The sequence below is a fragment of the Microbacterium sp. T3-8 genome (genome assembly GCF_055398145.1).
In genome coordinates this window covers 2,361,116-2,377,655 of the sequence record NZ_AP027918.1, presented here as the reverse complement: position 1 = coordinate 2,377,655, position 16,540 = coordinate 2,361,116, and the positions used below count along the sequence as shown (strand labels likewise).

Here is a 16,540-nt window from a genome sequence, read left to right as displayed (position 1 = left end):
ATTTCTCGACGAGGGGCCGGTTCGCAGGATGCTGCGGGCCGGCCCTTCGTCGTGTCGAGCGCTCCGAACCGAGGCTCTCTGACACGGCCCCTGTCCCAATGCGTCCCGGTGTCCGATGCAGAGGTTAGGCTCGAAGCACGATCTCTGGATCCCCCATAGGAGGACGCGCATGGCCCGTATCGGTGAAAGCGCTGACCTGTTCAAGTGCTCGTTCTGCGGAAAGAGCCAGAAGCAGGTGCAGCAGCTCATCGCTGGCCCCGGTGTGTACATCTGCGACGAGTGCGTCGAGCTGTGCAACGAGATCATCGAGGAGCGGATGGCCGAGTCCTCCGCCGAGGGAGTGACGGACTTCGATCTGCCCAAGCCCCGCGAGATCTTCTCCTTCCTCGAGGAGTACGTCGTCGGTCAGGAGCCCGCTAAGAAGGCGCTCGCCGTCGCCGTCTACAACCACTACAAGCGCACGCGCGCGCACAGCACGCTGCAGCCGGCGGAGCAGAAGGCCGACGAGGTCGAGATCGCGAAGAGCAACATCATGCTCATCGGGCCGACCGGGTGCGGCAAGACCTATCTCGCCCAGACGCTCGCTAAGCGGCTCAACGTGCCGTTCGCCGTCGCCGATGCGACCGCGTTGACCGAGGCCGGCTACGTCGGTGAAGACGTCGAGAACATCCTCCTCAAGCTCATCCAGGCGGCGGACTACGACGTCAAGCGCGCCGAGCAGGGCATCATCTACATCGACGAGATCGACAAGGTGGCCCGCAAGGCCGAGAACCCGTCGATCACACGCGACGTCTCGGGCGAGGGCGTGCAGCAGGCGCTGCTCAAGATCCTCGAGGGCACGGTCGCCTCGGTCCCACCGCAGGGTGGACGCAAGCATCCGCACCAGGAGTTCCTGCAGATCGACACCACGAACGTCCTGTTCATCGTCGCCGGAGCGTTCGCGGGTCTCGAAGACATCGTCTCGGCACGCGTCGGCAAGCACGGCATCGGCTTCGGCGCCCCGCTGCATGACAAGGGCAAGGATCTCGATCTCTTCAGCGAGGTGCTGCCCGACGACCTGCACAAGTTCGGTCTGATCCCCGAGTTCATCGGCCGTCTGCCCGTGATCGCCTCGGTGTCTCCGCTCGACCAGGATGCCCTGATCGACATCCTCACCGGCCCGCGCAACGCGCTCGTGAAGCAGTACCAGCGCATGTTCGAGCTCGACGGCGTGCAGCTCGAATTCGAAGACGACGCGCTCCGCTCGATCGCCGACCTCGCCGTCGAGCGCAAGACCGGCGCTCGGGGCCTTCGCGCGATCCTCGAAGACGTGCTCGGTCCGATCATGTTCGAGATCCCCTCGGCCGAAGACGTCGCCAAGGTGATCGTGACCCGCGCCGCCGTCGATGAAGGCGCGCCTCCCACCATCGTGATGGAGCGCAAGCGCAAGAGCGCGTGACCTCGGACCGGGCGTCGTCGCCCGAACCCTGGGAGACCCGCCGGTCCGAAACCATCGTCTCCGATCGGTGGATCTCGGTGCGTGCCGATGACTGCGTCGATGCCCGAGGGCGGACGATCGCGCCGTACTACGTTCTCGAATACGGCGATTGGGTGTCCGTGCTCGCCATCGACACCGCCGGCGACGCCGTCATCGTCGAGGAGTATCGTCACGGGGCCGGCATCGTCGCGTGGGGCACGATCGGCGGTGGCGTAGCCGAGGGTGAAGACGTGGCCGTCGCAGCCGCCCGCGAACTCCGAGAGGAGACCGGATACGAGGCGGCGTCGATGATCGCGCTCGGTGCGACGTGGGCGAACTTCGGCAACCACACGAACCGCGTCCATCATTTCGTGGCGCTCGGCTGTCAACCGACGTCCGAGCAGTCGCTCGACGAGAACGAGGACATCAGAGTCCATGTGGTTCCGTTCGAGGGCCTCGCCGAGCACCTGCATCAGAGCTATCACCAGCTCACCTGGTACAAGGCGGAGGAGTTCCTCCGGACGACGGGACCTCAGGCGACCGGCAGGATGAGGTCGGTGCGCAGCTCTTCGGGATCCTCGGTCGGGTCGGAGACGTAGACCTCGATCCAGATCCCCCGGTGGTGCAGGCCCTCCGCGCCGGCTCTCTCGGCGAGGCCCATCCACGCCCGCCCGAGACCGTCGTACGATCCGATGTGCGTCGTCGCGGCGGCGTCGCCGGATGGAAGGGTGGACGCCTGCACCGACGCGCCGCTCGCGGTGATCAGTGGATCCGTCGGCGCTGTCGTGACGGGGAAGCCGAGTTCCAGGTCGAAAACGCCCATGGGGTCCCCGTGGTAGATCGCCACGGCGGGCCCCGCCGGCACGAGCGTGCCGTCGTGGAAGAAGGCGGCGATCGCGCCGTAGCCGGTGTCGAAGGCGTTGCGCAGGTCTGCGATGCGGATGCTCTCGTGCCGGATCACCGCCAGAGGAGCGGGATCGAGAGTGAGGCGCTCCATCGCGCCGAACGGGCTGTCGGGAAAGGCGTTCATGCCCACATCGTCGGGGCTTCCCGCGGAAACCGCAAGAGGCCCCTCCGCCGGTGGGCGGAGGGGCCTCTCACGATGACTGCAGGGCGTCAGTCCTCGAACGGGCGGGCGATGACCTCACCCGTCGCGGACTGCAGGACCTCCCAGCCGGCGTCGAGCTCGGCGATCGCACGCCCCTCGAGCCAGGTGAGTGTCCAGTGACCGGTGACTCCGCGCGACTCGACCTCGGCGATCGCGGGGCGGAGAGCCGCGGGAACCGATGCGGGAGCCTCGGAACCGGTGGCCCAGCGCGTGCCCAGCTGCATCAGGAAGCCTCGGTCGGTGCGAGCTCGATGGCGGTGACGGCGAAGGCATCCGCCTCCACGAACTCCAGCTCGGCGATCCGGCCCACGGCCCGCAGGTCGTCGGCGGCGGCTTCGAGAGCAACGAGCTTCGTGGCGGGCGCGGCGATCACCGCACGTGACACCGGAGTCTTCTGCGACGCCTTGGCCTCGGTCTTCGCACGGCGGATACCGATCAGCGCCTCGCTCGCGGCCGACAATACGGCGGTGTCGCCCTCGATGCCGAGAGCCTCGGGCCAGGCTGCGGTGTGCACCGAGCCCTCCTCGAACCACGACCAGGCCTCCTCGGTCGCGAACGACAGCACGGGCGCGAGCAGCCGCAGCAGGGTCGACAGGGCGAGGCGCAGCGCGAGGGCGGCGGATGCCTGCCCCACGTCGTTCTGGTTGTAGGCACGTTCCTTCACCAGCTCGAGGTAGTCATCGCAGAACGTCCAGAAGAACGCCTCGGTGATCTCGAGCGCACGGGCCTGGTCGTAGTTCTCGAACGCGGCGGTGGCCTCGGCGATCACTCCGTCGAGCGCGCTGAGCATCGAAGCGTCGAGGGCGTGCGTGACCTGAGCGCCCTCGGGCACCGGGAACGACAGCACGAACTTCGCCGCGTTCAGCACCTTGATCGCGAGACGACGACCGATCTTCACCTGCGTCGGGCTTTGCGGGTCGAAGGCGGCATCGGCGCCGAGGCGGCTCGATGCGGACCAGTAGCGCACGGCATCCGATCCGTGCGTCTCGAGGATGTCGGCGGGCGTGACCACATTGCCCTTGGACTTCGACATCTTCTTGCGGTCGGGGTCGACGATGAAACCGCTGATCGCGGCGTTGCGCCACGGCGAGCGGCCGTCTTCGAGCACGGATCGCAGCATGGTCGAGAAGAGCCAGGTGCGGATGATGTCCTGGCCCTGCGGGCGCAGGTCGAACGGGGCCGTGAGGTTCCACAGCTCCTCGTCGCGCTGCCACCCTCCGGCGAGCTGCGGGGTGAGCGACGAGGTCGCCCAGGTGTCGAAGATGTCGGCCTCGGCGTCGAAGCCCCCCGCGACGCCGCGCTGGTCCTCGGTGTAACCGTCGGGCACGTCAGTGGTCGGGTCGATCGGAAGCGACGCGGCATCCGGCACGATCACGCGCTCGTAGTCGCGTTCGCCGTTCTCGTCGAGTCCGTACCAGAGCGGGATCGGCACGCCGAAGAAGCGCTGACGCGAAACGAGCCAGTCGCCCGTGAGTCCGCCGACCCAGTTCTCGTAGCGCACGCGCATGAAGTCCGGGTACCAGTTCAGCTCGGTGCCGTGCGAGAGCAGCTGCTCGCGCAGGTCGCCGTCGCGGGCGCCGTTGCGGATGTACCACTGGCGCGTCGACACGATCTCGAGCGGGCGGTCGCCCTTCTCGAAGAACTTCACCGCGTGGCTGAACGGCTTGCCGACCGCGGTCATGTCGCCGGTCTCCTGCAGCTTCTCGACGATCGCCTTGCGGGCGCTGAAGACCGTCTTGCCGGCGACCTCCTCGGCGTACCAGGCGCGGGCGTCGGCGTCGGCGACGGTCGAGGGCGCCTCCGGCAGGAAGCGACCGTCCAGGCCGATCGTGGTCATGTTCGGCAGCGACTCGCCGGCGGCGGTGCGCAGTTCGCGCCACCAGATGATGTCGGTCACGTCGCCGAAGGTGCAGACCATCGCGGCTCCCGTGCCCTTGTCGGGCTGAGCGAGGTGGTGACCGTGGATCTCGATCTCGGCGCCGAAGAAGGGCGTGCGCACCTTCGTGCCGATCAGGTGCTTGTGCGGGCCCTCGGGGTGCGTCACGATCGCGATGCATGCGGGGAGCAGTTCCGGGCGGGTGGTGTCGATGGCGATCGACCCCGATCCGTCCGCGAAGGGGAATTCGATCGTGTGATAGGCCGCCTGCTGCTCGCGGTCCTCGAGCTCGGCCTGCGCGATCGCGGATCGGAAGTCGATGTCCCAGAGCGTCGGCGCGAGGGCCTGATACGCCTCACCGCGCTCGATGTTGCGCAGGAAGGCGAGCTGGCTCTGGCGGATCGTGTCGTCCGAGATCGTGCGGTACGTCTGCGTCCAGTCCACGCTCAGGCCGAGCTGGCGGAACAGCGCCTCGAACTGCTTCTCGTCCTCGAGGGTGAGGCGTTCGCACAGCTCGATGAAGTTGCGGCGGCTGATCGGCAGCTGGTCGGCGGCACGGCTCGACTTGTTGTCGCCGCCCTCGAACGGGGGAGTGAAGTCGGGGGTGTACGGCAGCGACGGGTCGCAGCGCACTCCGTAGTAGTTCTGCACGCGGCGTTCGGTCGGGAGGCCGTTGTCGTCCCAGCCCATCGGGTAGAACACCGTCTTGCCGCGCATGCGCTCGAAGCGCGCCTTGACGTCGGTGTGCGTGTACGAGAACACGTGACCGATGTGCAGGCTGCCGGATGCCGTCGGCGGCGGGGTGTCGATCGAGTACACGCCGTCGCGGCCGGACTGCGCCGCCCGCAAGCGGTCGAACAGGTAGGTGCCCTGCTCCGCCCAGGCGGCATCCCACTTCGCTTCGAGACCTTCGAGTGCGGGCTTGTCGGGAATCTGGTTCTGCGCGATTTCGGAAGCAGGCATGAAGGGTCTCCTCGAGCGATGTATGCGGCACTGTGTGAGCGTGCCTGAGTGTGGGTGTGCCCACCAGTCTAGCGAGGGCACACGCGAGCGGATGCCGTCGCAAATCGACCCAGTCCAAGAATCGGTCCTAGACTGATCTCACCCCATTTTTCGTTCTGAGGAATCCTCATGCCCGCAGCATCCGTGCGCCGTCTTCTCCCCGCCGCGGCGATCGTCGCCGTGACCGCCCTGGCGCTCAGCGCCTGCGCCACCCCCGGTGGACAGGACGGTGACGGCGAGGTGGTGTGGTCGATCGAGGGCGCGAACCTCTCCGCCGGTCACATGGACCCGCAGGTCAGCCAGCTCGACGTGTCGGGCACGGTGCAGCGCGCGGTGCTCGACTCGCTCGTCTTCCAGGAGGAGGACGGCACGTTCTCCCCGTGGCTCGCGACCGACTGGACCGTGTCGGACGACAGTACGGAGTACACCTTCACGCTGCGCGACGACGTCACCTTCACCGACGGCGAGCCCTTCGACGCGGCGGCGGTCAAGGCGAACTTCGACCGCATCGTCGACCCGGAGACCGCATCCGCGCAGGCGGCGAGCATGCTCGGCGCCGACTTCTACGCGGGTACCGAGGTCGTCGACGACCACACGGTGACGGTGAGCTTCACCCAGCCCTACGCTCCCTTCCTGCAGGCGGCCAGCACGCCCCAGCTCGGGTTCTACTCGCCGGCCGTCCTCGCCGACTCGGCCGATCAGCTCAAGGCCGGTGGCCCCGGGATCACCGTCGGCACCGGGCCGTTCGAGCTCACCGAGTACACACCCGACCAAGAGCTCGTGTACACGCGCAACGACGACTACGCCTGGGGTCCGCACGGCGAGGGAGCCCCGAAGTTCGAGACGCTGCGCGTCGAGATCCAGCCCGAGGCATCCGTCCGTGCGGGCGTCGTGACCAGCGGCGAGGCCGACCTCGCGAGCAACATCCCGCCGAACCTCGCCGGAGACCTCGGCGACGGTGTGAGCGTCGACTCCGTCGAGTACCCGGGCCTCCCGTACTCGCTCTACCTCAACGAGAAGTACGGCGTGTTCGCCGACGAGAAGGTGCGCCAGGCGTTCGCCCGCGGCATCGACATCGACCCCGCGGTCGAGGAGATCTTCTTCGGCCAGTTCCCCCGCGCCTGGAGCGTGTTGAGCTCGACGACGCCGGGTTACGACGCCGCCATCGAGGGCACCTGGGCTTTCGACCCCGACGAGGCGAACCGCCTCCTCGACGAAGCCGGCTGGACCGAGCGCGACACCGACGGCATCCGCATGAAGGACGGCGCGCGTCTCTCCGCACGCTGGATCGCGTGGACGCCGGTGCCCGACGACCGCGCGGCCCTCGCGAACGCGATCCAGTCCGACCTGAAGAAGATCGGCTTCGAGATCGAGCGTGAGGTGCTCGAGCCGGGCGCCTACAACGAGCAGTACGGACCGAAGACGTTCGACCTCACCGACTGGGGCTTCTCGGGCGTCGACCCCGACTTCCTGCGCGCGCACCTGCACACCGACGGATTCCAGAACGCCTCGCAAGTGACCGATCCCGAGGTCGACGGGCTGCTCGAGCAGGCCGTGGCCACCAGCGACCAGAACCAGCGCAATGCGATCTACACGCAGCTGCAGGAATGGAACGCCACCTACACGGCGATCGTGCCGCTCTACAGCCCGTCGGCGATCACCGCGGTCGGCGAGCGCATCGACGGACTCTCGTACGACCTCTACGGTCGGCCGCTGTTCTACGATGTGACGGTCGGCTGACCCGGGTCGACGCACGGCGGTGAGAGGAGAGCGGTGAAGGCTGCGCTCGCGAAGATCGCCGGTCTCGTCGCATCCGTGGTGGTCGTGCTGTGGGGCGCCGCGACGGTGGCGTTCCTGGCCTTCCGCGTGATCCCCGGCGATCCGGTGTCGGTGATGCTCGGCCCCCAGGCGCAGGTCAGCGAAGCGGTGAAGGACGGCATCCGAGAAGACCTCGGTCTGAACCGTCCACCGTTCGAGCAGTACGTCGACTATCTCGGCCGGCTGGTGCGCGGGGACCTGGGGGAGTCGTATCAGTTGCGGATGCCGGTGGCGGAGGTCATCGGTCGGCAGCTCGGGGCGACCCTGCAGCTCTCGGCGCTCGCATTGCTCATCGCCGTCGTGATCGCCCTCTCCGTCGCGCTGCTCGTGCGCGGGGAGACAGCGCGCGCGGTCGCGACGGGTGTCGAGCTGGTCGTGCTCTCGTCACCGGTGTTCTGGATCGGGCTGGTGCTGTTGAGCGTGTTCGCGTTCGGGCTCGGTTGGTTCCCCGTGTCGGGCGCGCGCAACCCCGCCACCATCGTGCTTCCGGCGATCACGCTCGCCCTGCCCGTCGCGGCACTGCTCGGGCAGGTGCTGCGCGACGGCCTCGTGCAGGCCGAGCGGATGCCGTTCGCCGAGACCGTGCGCGCTCGGGGTGCGAGTGCGGGGTGGTTCACGCTGCGGCACGGTCTGCGCCATGGGGCAGCGGGAGCCGTGACGTTGACCGCCTACCTCACCGGATCGGTGCTCGGCGGGGCGGTGCTGGTCGAGACCGTCTTCGCGCGGCCGGGACTCGGACGGGTGACGCTCGCCGCGATCAGCGACCGCGACCTCCCCGTGATCTCGGGGATCATCCTGCTCAGTGCGCTCGTGTTCGTGATCGTGAACGTCATCGTGGAGCTGGTGCATCCGCTCAGCGACCCGCGCGTGCGCGCGGTCGACCGTGGGACGAGCCGATGAGCCGCGCGCAGCGAGGGCTGCTGTGGGCGGCCGTCGGGGTGCTGTGCCTCATCGCGTCCGCCGCCGCCTTTCCCGGAGTCCTCGCGACGCACGACCCCGTGCTCACCGATGTGCGGGGAGCATTGCTCCCGCCGAGTGCCGACCACCTCTTCGGCACGGACCAGAGCGGCCGCGACGTGTACTCCCGGGTCGTGTTCGGCGCCGCGCGTTCGGTCGGTATCGGGCTGCTCGCCACGGCGATCGCGCTGGTGGCCGGGCTCGCCATCGGAGCGGTCGCGGGTCTCGCACCCCGTTGGGTCGACGTGTCGCTGATGCGCGTGAACGACGTGCTCATGGCATTCCCCGAGTTCCTGGTCGCGCTCGTCGTGATCGCCGTGCTCGGGCCGGGGCCGGTGAACGTCGCGATCGCCGTGACGCTCGCCGCGGTGCCCGTGTACATCAGACTCGCCCGCGTGCAGACGCGCACCCTCCGCGTCGCCGAGCACGTAGAGGCCGCCCGCATCCTCGGCGTGCCGCGTCTGGTGGCGTTCTGGCGGCATGTCCTCCCCGGCGTGCTCGGATCGCTGAGCGTGCTGGCGACGATCGGCATCGGGTCGAGCATCCTCGCCGCCTCCGGACTCAGCTTCCTCGGGCTCGGCCCGGCGGAGCCGACACCGGAGTGGGGCCTCATGCTCGCGGGCGGTCGGAACGTGCTCGGTCAGGCCTGGTGGATCTCGGTGTTCCCCGGTATCGCCATCACCGTCACGGTGGTCGCGGCGACGATCGTCGGTCGCGTGCTGCGGACGCGCGCGGAGGGGAACGGGCGATGAGCGAGAACAGCGTGCCGGTCATCGAGGTGGAGAGCCTGCGCATCACGATCGACGGTGCCGCGGTCGTGGACGGGGTGTCGCTCACCGTGGCACCCGGCGAGTGCGTCGCGATCGTGGGCGAGTCGGGAGCGGGGAAGTCTCTCACCGCCCGGGCGCTTCTCGGGCTCGCTCCCCGCCGAGCCGCCGTCACCGCCGACGCGATGCGCGTCGGCGGCACGGACGTGCGCGGCCTCGACGAGCGCGGATGGCGAAACGTGCGCGGGGCGCGCGTCGCCCTGGTGGCGCAGGACGCCCTCGTGGCCCTCGACCCGCTGCAGCGCATCGGATCGGAGATCGCGGAGCCTCTGCGCCTGCACGCGCGGGCGGGCGGCGCCCTGCGGGATCGGGTGCTCGCGCTGCTGCGCCGGGTCTGGATGCCGGACCCCGAGCGTCGCGTGCGCCAGTATCCGCACGAACTCTCGGGCGGTCTGCGCCAGCGGGCGCTCATCGCCTCGGCGCTCGCCGCCGGGCCCGCCGCACTCATCGCCGATGAGCCGACCACGGCGCTCGACGCCACCGTGCAGGCGAAGATCCTCGGTCTGCTGCGGGAGATCGCGGATGCCGGTACCGCCGTTCTCTTCATCAGCCACGACTTCGCCGCCGTGCGCCTGCTCGCGGACCGGGTGCTGGTGATGCGCGACGGAGAGATCGTGGAGGAGGGCGCCGTCGCCGAGGTGCTCGAGGATCCGCAGCATCCGTACACGCGGCAACTCATCGCCGCGACCCTGCACGAGCCCCGTGAGGCGGGCGATGCCGGCGGTGAAACGGTCGCCTCGGTCGAGCGGGTCTCGGTGGCGTTCGCAGCGGTTCCCGCCGTCGTCGATGTCTCGTTCGACGTGCGCCAGGGAACGACACTCGGGATCGTCGGGGAATCCGGATCGGGCAAGACCACGCTCGCACGGGTGCTGTTGGGGGTGCAGGCGCCGGATACCGGGAGCATCCGCTGGAACGGGGCGCACCGGGTGCAGTTCGTTCACCAGAATCCGCTCGGCGCCTTCGATCCGCGCTGGAGCGTCGGCCGTTCCCTGCACGAGGCGCTCGCGGCGGGCGGCGTACCGCGTGCCGAACGTCGGGAGCGCGTCTCGGCCCTTCTCGGTGAAGTCGATCTCGATCCGTCCTTCGCCCGGCGTCGCCCGTCGGAACTCTCCGGAGGGCAGAGGCAGCGCGCGGCGATCGCCCGGGCGCTCGCGGCGAATCCCGACGTGCTCGTGCTCGACGAGCCGGTCTCGGCGCTCGATCCCTCGGTGCGGGAGCGCGTGCTGCGTCTGCTCCACCGGCTGCAGCGCGAAAGGCGGTTGACGATGGTCTTCGTCTCCCACGACCTCGACGTCGTGGCAGCGGTCGCCGACGACGTCCTGGTGATGCAGGGCGGCCGGATCGTGGAGCAGGGGGCGGTCGCCGAGGTGTTCGCGGCTCCGCAGCATCCGTTCACCCGGGAGCTGCTCGCGGCGAGCGGCGTGCGCCGACCCTGATCGGGTCGCTCAGTCGGCGACGTGGATGCCGAGCCCCGCGGCGAACACGGGGGCGAGCTGCTGCACCTGGAAAGCCGTGAGCGTCGTGCCGCGCAGGCTGTTCGCGTCGAGGAAGGCGAGAGCGTCGAGTCCGCGCAGATCGACATCGGTCGCCCGCATGCCGCGGGTGTCGACCTCGTCGCTCGCCGAATCGGTGAAGCGCACCCGGGTGAGCTCCGCCTGGGGCATGTCGAGAGCGCGGATGCGGCATCCGATCACGTCGAGGTCTTCGACGCGGGCCGCTCCCAGGTTGAGGTAGTCGATGCGGAGATCGCGGAGTTCGAGCTCGGACACCCGGGTGGTGCTGAGATCGAGCGTGCCGATGCGGCCGCCGGTCACCCGCAGGCGGCGGATGCCGGCGCCGCGGAGCTTGACCGACGCGGCGCGGATGCCGGTGACGTCGACGTCGAGCACGGTGGCCCCCGTGAGGTCGATCGTGTCGGCATCCGCGGTCACGACGCACTGCTCGAGCGAGGCGTAGGCGAGGTCGGCGTCGCCTGCGAGCTCGATACGTGCGGCGATGAGGTCGGCGTTGCGCGCGGCGACGGCGGCGTCGAGGTGATCGGGGAGGTCGGGAGGCGAGACGCGAGGTGCGACGGGGGTCTCGGGGGAGCGGGCCATTCGTCGAGCGTAGGGCGGAGCGCCGACACTCACGGGATCCCGCAGGCCCGCCGGGGCGCGTACACTGGAAGCACGAGCATCGATCCGGCATCACCGGGGAGCTCTCGGAAGAACGGCCCGGCGACGGGCTCAGTAGAACCGAGCGGGGCAGGCCCGTCACAGCCGCAGTGAGAGTGGCGTGAACGCACCGAGAGGGGCGGGAACGCACGCGAGGTGGTACCGCGGCCCGGCAGGGTCGTCCTCGCAGGAGCATCCGCCACGACGACCACTGCGAGACACGATGACCTACCCGCGTTCCTCCTTCGGCCCCGCCGCCGACGCCTCCGTCGCGCCCAGCCCCCGCTTCCCCCGGATCGAGGAGGAGGTGCTCGAGTTCTGGAAGACGGACGACACCTTCCGCGCCTCGATCGAGCAGCGCGAGGGCTCGCCCGAGTGGGTGTTCTACGACGGCCCTCCGTTCGCCAACGGCCTGCCGCACTACGGCCACCTGCTCACCGGCTACGCCAAGGACGTGTTCCCGCGCTTCCAGACGATGACCGGTCACAAGGTCGACCGCGTGTTCGGGTGGGACACCCACGGGCTCCCCGCCGAGCTCGAGGCGATGAAGCAGCTCGGCATCACCGAGAAGAGCGAGATCGAGGCGATGGGCATCGACGTCTTCAACGACAAGGCGAAGAGCTCGGTGCTCGCCTACACGCGCGAGTGGCAGGACTACGTCACCCGCCAGGCCCGCTGGGTCGACTTCGACCGCGGGTACAAGACGCTCGACCTCGGGTACATGGAGAGCGTGCTCTGGGCGTTCAAGACCCTCTACGACAAGGGCCTCGCCTACGAGGGCTATCGCGTGCTCCCGTACTGCTGGCGTGACGAGACGCCGCTCAGCGCCCACGAGCTGCGTATGGACGACGACGTGTACCAGATGCGTCAGGACCCGTCCGTCACCGTCACCTTCCCCCTCACCGGGGCCAAGGCCGAGGCGCTCGGCCTCACCGCCGTGCGCGCCCTCGCGTGGACGACCACGCCGTGGACCCTCCCGACCAACCTCGCGCTCGCCGTGGGTCCCGACATCGAGTACGTCGTCGTGCCGGCCGGCCCGAACGGAGCGGCCGACGTGCACCAGGTCGCAGGCTCCGCGGATGCCGCGGTCGAGGCCTCCGCCCACCGCTACCTTCTCGCCCGCGAACTGCTCGGCGGCTACGCGAAGGATCTCGGCTACGAGAGCGCCGAGGAGGCGCTCGCCGCGGTCGAGGCATCCGTCCGCGGATCCGAGCTGCAGGACGTCACGTACGACCGGCTCTTCGACTACTACGCGGATGCCGAGGTCTGGGGCACCGAGAACTCCTGGCGCATCCTGGTCGACGACTACGTGACGACGAGCGACGGCACCGGCATCGTCCACCAGGCCCCGGCCTACGGTGAGGACGACCAGCGGGTCGCGGGTGCCGCCGCCATCCCCACGATCCTGTCGCTCGACGACGGCGGGCGCTTCCTGCCGAGCGTCACCGACGTCGCCGGTGAGCTCTGGATGGACGCGAACACCCCGCTCGTGCGTCTGGTGCGCGAGAACGGCCGCCTCGTGCGTCTGCAGAGCTACGAGCACTCGTACCCGCACTGCTGGCGCTGCCGGAACCCCCTGATCTACAAGGCCGTGTCGAGCTGGTTCATCCGCGTGACGGACATCAAGGACGACATGCTCGCGAACAACGAGCAGATCACCTGGGTGCCCGAGAACGTCAAGCAGGGACAGTTCGGCAAGTGGCTCGAGGGCGCGCGCGACTGGTCGATCAGCCGTAACCGCTACTGGGGATCGCCGATCCCGATCTGGAAGAGCGACGACCCCGAGTACCCGCGCGTCGATGCCTACGGTTCGCTCGAGGACCTCGAGCGCGACTTCGGTACGCTGCCGCGCAATCCCGAGGGTGAGATCGACCTGCACCGCCCGTACATCGACGACCTGACGCGTCCGAACCCCGACGACCCCACCGGCAAGAGCACGATGCGGCGCATCGAGGACGTGTTCGACGTGTGGTTCGACTCGGGCTCGATGCCGTACGCCCAGGTGCACTACCCGTTCGAGAACCAGGAGTGGTTCGACACGCACGCACCCGCCGACTTCATCGTCGAGTACATCGGGCAGACCCGCGGGTGGTTCTACGTGATGCACGTGCTGTCGACCGCGCTGTTCGACCGCCCGGCCTTCACCGGCGTCAGCTGCCACGGCATCGTGCTCGGCAGCGACGGCTACAAGATGTCGAAGTCGCTGCGCAACTACCCGGACGTCTCCGAGGTGCTCGATCGAGACGGTTCCGACGCGATGCGCTGGTTCCTCATGTCGAGCTCGGTGCTGCGCGGTGGCAACCTCGCGGTGACGGAGGAGGGCATCCGCTCGGGCGTGCGGGAGTTCCTGCTGCCGCTGTGGAACTCGTGGTACTTCTTCGCCACCTACGCGAATGCGTCGGGTGACGGGTACGAGGCGTCGTGGCGCACCGATTCGACCGACGTGCTCGACCGGTACATCCTCGCGCGCCTCGGTGACCTCGTGCGCGAGGTGCGCGCCGACCTCGAAGGACTCGACTCGACCACCGCAGCCGGTCGCCTGCGCGACTTCGCCGAGGTGCTGACGAACTGGTACATCCGCCGCTCGCGCGACCGCTTCTGGGTGGGTGTGAGCGAGGACCCGAAGAGCCGCGAGGCCTTCGACACCCTCTACACCGTGCTCGAGACGCTCACCCGCGTCGCTGCGCCCCTCGTGCCGCTGATCAGCGAGCGCGTCTGGCAGGGACTCACGGGCGGGCGCAGCGTTCACCTGCAGGACTGGCCGGATGCCGCGGCGTTCCCCGCCGCCGACGAGATCCGCGACGCGATGGATGCCGTCCGCGAACTCTCGAGCGTCGGCAACGCGCTGCGCAAGAAGGAGAAGCTGCGCGTGCGTCTTCCGCTCGCGCGCCTCACCGTCGTGTCGCCGCTCGCCTCGACGCTGGGGCAGTTCGACGACATCCTGCGCGAGGAGCTGAACGTGAAGTCGGTGGAGCTGGTGGCACTCGCCGACACCACCGCCCACGACTACGGCATCGACCACCGCCTCAGCGTGAACGCGCGAGCGGCCGGACCGCGCCTCGGCAAAGAGGTGCAGAAGGCCATCCAGGCCGCGCGCTCCGGCGACTGGTCGGAGGTCGACGGTGTGGTCACGGCCGGAGGCATCGCCCTGGAACCGGCCGAGTACGAGCTGGTGCTCGAGACGACGGGTCGCCCCGAGGGCGAGGCCCTCGCGATCGTGCCCACCGGAGGCTTCGTGCTGCTCGACACGCAGACGACCCCGGAGCTCGAGGCCGAGGGGTTGGCGCGCGACGTGATCCGCGCCGTGCAGGAGACGCGCAAGAACGCCGGCTTCGACGTGAGCGACCGCATCCGCCTGGATCTGCGGTTCGCGAGCGAGGAGGACGCGGATGCCGTCGCCTCCGCCTTCGAGATCGCGGATGTGGCGGGGGAGACGCTGGCCGTCGAGCACTCGCTGCACCGGGAGGACCGCCCCGTGGCAGGGGCCGAGTTCATCGCCGACATCGCGAAGGGCACGTACGCGAACCGTGCGGCCTTCACGATCGCCGTGTCCCGGATCGGCGGTGCCGCATGAGTGCTCGCGAACGGGCGGATGCCGTCTACGAGACCCTTCTGGGGCGCGCGGGGGAGCGCTGGGTGCAGCCGCGCAAGGAGCGCACCGCGCGCATCCTCGCCTTCCTCGACGACCCGCAGCGCACCTACCGCGTCGTGCACATCACCGGGACGAACGGTAAGACGTCGACCGCCCGGATGATCGAGAGTCTGCTGCGCGCGCACGGTCTGCGCACGGGACTCTTCACGAGTCCGCATCTGGAGCGTTTCACCGAGCGCATCATGATCGACGGCGAGCCGATCGACGACGCCGCCGTGGCCGACGCCTGGGACGAGGTCGCCCCGTTCGTCGAGATCGTCGACGCCGAGCTCGAGGCCGCGGGCGACGCGCCGCTGACGTTCTTCGAGCTGCTGACGGTGCTCGCCTTCGTCGCCGTGGCGGATGCTCCGGTCGACGTGCTCGTGCTCGAAGTGGGCATGGGCGGCGAATGGGATTCGACCAACACGGCCGACGGCGACGTCGCCGTGTTCTCGCCCATCGACATCGATCATGCGGACCGCCTCGGCGACACGATCGCGAAGATCGCCGAGGTCAAGGCCGGCATCATCAAGGACGGCGCAGCCGTCGTCTCGGCGCAGCAGCCGGCCGAGGCAGCCGAGGTGCTGCGCCGAGTCGCCGCCGAGCGGGGAGCGACGATCGCCTTCGAGGGCGACGACTTCGGCCTCGCCGAGCAGAAGCTGGCGGTCGGCGGGCAGCTGCTCACCATCCGCGGCCTGGCCGGCGATTACGTCGAGGAGTACCTGCCGATCTACGGCGCCCACCAGGGCCACAACGCCGCCCTCGCCGTCGCGGCGGTCGAGTCGCTCATCGGTGGAGCGGCGCAGCGGATCGCCGACGACATCATGTCGGAGGGTCTGCAGGGCGCCACGTCGCCCGGCCGCCTGCAGCTGCTGGGTGTCGCCCCGACCGTCGTCGTCGACGCCGCCCACAACCCGCACGGCGCGAAAGCGCTCGTGCAGGCGCTGGACGACAGCTTCGACTTCGACGAGTGGGGTGTCGTGCTCGGGGTCCTGGCCGACAAGGATGCCGCGGGCATCGTCGCGCAGCTCGCTCCTGCGGCGGCGCACGTCTTCGCCACGGCCCCCGACTCCGATCGCGCGTCGGACGCCGATGTGATCGCCGACCTCGTCGAGCAGACGGGACAGCGCGCCACCGTGCATCCGACCCTCGCCGATGCGGCCGATGCCGCGCGGGAGTGGGCCGCGTCCAACGACCGCCGAGCGGTCGTCATCGCCGGATCGGTCGTGCTCGCGGGCGAGGCGATCGCCCTCGCCGAGGAAGAGGACTGGAAATCCGGGTGGCGCGCATGACCTCCAGCGCCGCCGGCGGACGCGCTCCACGCCCGCCCCGTCCGCCTCGTACCCTCGTGCAGAAGCTCGCGCCGGTCGTGCTCGGCTTCGAGTCGATCGTCGTGTTCCTCGTCGGACTCACGATCTTCGGCCTGCGCTCGCTCCCGCCGGCCATCCCGCAGTGGTGGGGGATCGTGGGCGGCATCGTGATGGCGCTGGTCTGCATCGCCATCGCCGGCATGATCACCCGGCCCTGGGCCATCACCGCAGGGTGGATCGTGCAGGTCATCATCGCCCTGTCCGCGATCCTGGTTCCGTCCATCCTGTTCGTCGTCCTGATTTTCGGCGGCATGTGGGCGTATGCGACCATCAAGGGGGCGCGGGTGGATGCACAACGCCCGACCGAGCCCTCGACCGAGACTCAGACAGAGAGTGAATGAC

13 protein-coding genes are annotated in these 16,540 nt (G+C 69.4%); 9 read left to right on the top strand and 4 right to left on the bottom strand.

Features of this window, described 5'->3' with window-relative positions; all coding sequences use genetic code 11:
- Window positions 1-169 precede the first annotated feature (169 nt).
- Together clpX and ACZ5Y9_RS11375 are read left to right on the top strand one after the other, a co-directional pair.
- On the top strand, window positions 170-1,438 hold the full coding sequence (clpX, locus tag ACZ5Y9_RS11380; RefSeq protein ID WP_247622143.1) for an ATP-dependent Clp protease ATP-binding subunit ClpX: 1,269 nt from the start codon (window positions 170-172) through the stop codon (window positions 1,436-1,438).
- Entirely contained in the window at window positions 1,435-2,055 is a 621-nt protein-coding gene (locus ACZ5Y9_RS11375; RefSeq protein WP_247622144.1) for an NUDIX hydrolase, read from the top strand. Before clpX ends, ACZ5Y9_RS11375 begins: the two co-directional genes overlap by 4 nt.
- Here ACZ5Y9_RS11375 and ACZ5Y9_RS11370 read toward each other — a convergent pair.
- From ACZ5Y9_RS11370 to valS, 3 genes are all read right to left on the bottom strand, one after another.
- On the bottom strand, window positions 1,989-2,486 hold the full coding sequence (locus ACZ5Y9_RS11370; protein WP_247622145.1) for a GyrI-like domain-containing protein: 498 nt from the start codon (window positions 2,484-2,486) through the stop codon (window positions 1,989-1,991). The two genes, ACZ5Y9_RS11375 and ACZ5Y9_RS11370, sit on opposite strands and share 67 nt — an antisense overlap.
- A gap of 86 nt (window positions 2,487-2,572) precedes the next feature.
- Window positions 2,573-2,788, bottom strand: a complete 216-nt coding sequence (locus ACZ5Y9_RS11365) for a hypothetical protein (RefSeq protein ID WP_247622146.1) — start codon at window positions 2,786-2,788, stop codon at window positions 2,573-2,575.
- Entirely contained in the window at window positions 2,788-5,403 is a 2,616-nt protein-coding gene (gene valS, locus ACZ5Y9_RS11360) for a valine--tRNA ligase (protein ID WP_336640137.1), read from the bottom strand. The genes ACZ5Y9_RS11365 and valS overlap by 1 nt, the downstream gene beginning before the upstream one ends.
- A 168-nt stretch (window positions 5,404-5,571) precedes the next feature.
- Here valS and ACZ5Y9_RS11355 point away from each other — a divergent pair, with 168 nt between their 5' ends.
- From ACZ5Y9_RS11355 to ACZ5Y9_RS11340, 4 genes are read left to right on the top strand one after another with little or no spacing between them, the layout of a single operon-like run.
- Window positions 5,572-7,182, top strand: a complete 1,611-nt coding sequence (locus tag ACZ5Y9_RS11355; protein WP_464471377.1) for an ABC transporter substrate-binding protein — start codon at window positions 5,572-5,574, stop codon at window positions 7,180-7,182.
- Window positions 7,183-7,215: 33 nt separating this feature from the next.
- The gene (locus tag ACZ5Y9_RS11350) at window positions 7,216-8,160 is read left to right on the top strand and encodes an ABC transporter permease (protein ID WP_464471376.1); all 945 of its coding nucleotides are present in this window, start codon (window positions 7,216-7,218) and stop codon (window positions 8,158-8,160) included.
- Window positions 8,157-8,969 (top strand): ABC transporter permease, encoded by an 813-nt coding sequence (locus ACZ5Y9_RS11345; RefSeq protein WP_464471375.1) that lies wholly within the window; start codon window positions 8,157-8,159, stop codon window positions 8,967-8,969. The genes ACZ5Y9_RS11350 and ACZ5Y9_RS11345 overlap by 4 nt, the downstream gene beginning before the upstream one ends.
- Window positions 8,966-10,480 carry an ATP-binding cassette domain-containing protein gene (locus ACZ5Y9_RS11340; RefSeq protein ID WP_464471374.1) on the top strand — a complete coding sequence of 505 codons (1,515 nt, stop codon included), beginning with the start codon at window positions 8,966-8,968 and terminating at the stop codon, window positions 10,478-10,480. The genes ACZ5Y9_RS11345 and ACZ5Y9_RS11340 overlap by 4 nt, the downstream gene beginning before the upstream one ends.
- A gap of 9 nt (window positions 10,481-10,489) precedes the next feature.
- Here the strand turns inward: ACZ5Y9_RS11340 and ACZ5Y9_RS11335 are convergent, their stop codons facing one another.
- Window positions 10,490-11,140, bottom strand: a complete 651-nt coding sequence (locus tag ACZ5Y9_RS11335) for a pentapeptide repeat-containing protein (protein WP_464471373.1) — start codon at window positions 11,138-11,140, stop codon at window positions 10,490-10,492.
- Between the two features lie 280 nt (window positions 11,141-11,420).
- Between ACZ5Y9_RS11335 and ileS the strand changes: the two genes are divergently transcribed.
- Genes ileS through ACZ5Y9_RS11320 form a run of 3 tightly spaced genes read left to right on the top strand, consistent with a single transcriptional unit; the run spans window position 11,421 to window position 16,539 of the window.
- Window positions 11,421-14,771 carry an isoleucine--tRNA ligase gene (gene ileS / locus ACZ5Y9_RS11330; protein WP_464471372.1) on the top strand — a complete coding sequence of 1,117 codons (3,351 nt, stop codon included), beginning with the start codon at window positions 11,421-11,423 and terminating at the stop codon, window positions 14,769-14,771.
- On the top strand, window positions 14,768-16,120 hold the full coding sequence (locus ACZ5Y9_RS11325) for a bifunctional folylpolyglutamate synthase/dihydrofolate synthase (protein ID WP_464471371.1): 1,353 nt from the start codon (window positions 14,768-14,770) through the stop codon (window positions 16,118-16,120). The genes ileS and ACZ5Y9_RS11325 overlap by 4 nt, the downstream gene beginning before the upstream one ends.
- Window positions 16,117-16,539: a DUF4233 domain-containing protein gene (locus ACZ5Y9_RS11320; RefSeq protein ID WP_247622155.1), complete on the top strand. Its 423-nt coding sequence runs from the start codon at window positions 16,117-16,119 to the stop codon at window positions 16,537-16,539. The genes ACZ5Y9_RS11325 and ACZ5Y9_RS11320 overlap by 4 nt, the downstream gene beginning before the upstream one ends.
- Window position 16,540: the final 1 nt, after the last annotated feature.

What these genes read in the sequence shown, in the direction of transcription:
- clpX (WP_247622143.1), top strand. Translation starts at nt 170, where the DNA reads ATGGCCCGTATCGGTGAAAGCGCTGACCTGTTCAAGTGCTCGTTCTGC.
- ACZ5Y9_RS11370 (WP_247622145.1), bottom strand. Translation starts at nt 2,486, where the DNA reads ATGAACGCCTTTCCCGACAGCCCGTTCGGCGCGATGGAGCGCCTCACT.
- ACZ5Y9_RS11365 (WP_247622146.1), bottom strand. Translation starts at nt 2,788, where the DNA reads ATGCAGCTGGGCACGCGCTGGGCCACCGGTTCCGAGGCTCCCGCATCG.
- valS (WP_336640137.1), bottom strand. Translation starts at nt 5,403, where the DNA reads ATGCCTGCTTCCGAAATCGCGCAGAACCAGATTCCCGACAAGCCCGCA.
- ACZ5Y9_RS11355 (WP_464471377.1), top strand. Translation starts at nt 5,572, where the DNA reads ATGCCCGCAGCATCCGTGCGCCGTCTTCTCCCCGCCGCGGCGATCGTC.
- ACZ5Y9_RS11345 (WP_464471375.1), top strand. Translation starts at nt 8,157, where the DNA reads ATGAGCCGCGCGCAGCGAGGGCTGCTGTGGGCGGCCGTCGGGGTGCTG.
- ACZ5Y9_RS11340 (WP_464471374.1), top strand. Translation starts at nt 8,966, where the DNA reads ATGAGCGAGAACAGCGTGCCGGTCATCGAGGTGGAGAGCCTGCGCATC.
- ACZ5Y9_RS11335 (WP_464471373.1), bottom strand. Translation starts at nt 11,140, where the DNA reads ATGGCCCGCTCCCCCGAGACCCCCGTCGCACCTCGCGTCTCGCCTCCC.
- ileS (WP_464471372.1), top strand. Translation starts at nt 11,421, where the DNA reads ATGACCTACCCGCGTTCCTCCTTCGGCCCCGCCGCCGACGCCTCCGTC.
- ACZ5Y9_RS11325 (WP_464471371.1), top strand. Translation starts at nt 14,768, where the DNA reads ATGAGTGCTCGCGAACGGGCGGATGCCGTCTACGAGACCCTTCTGGGG.
- ACZ5Y9_RS11320 (WP_247622155.1), top strand. Translation starts at nt 16,117, where the DNA reads ATGACCTCCAGCGCCGCCGGCGGACGCGCTCCACGCCCGCCCCGTCCG.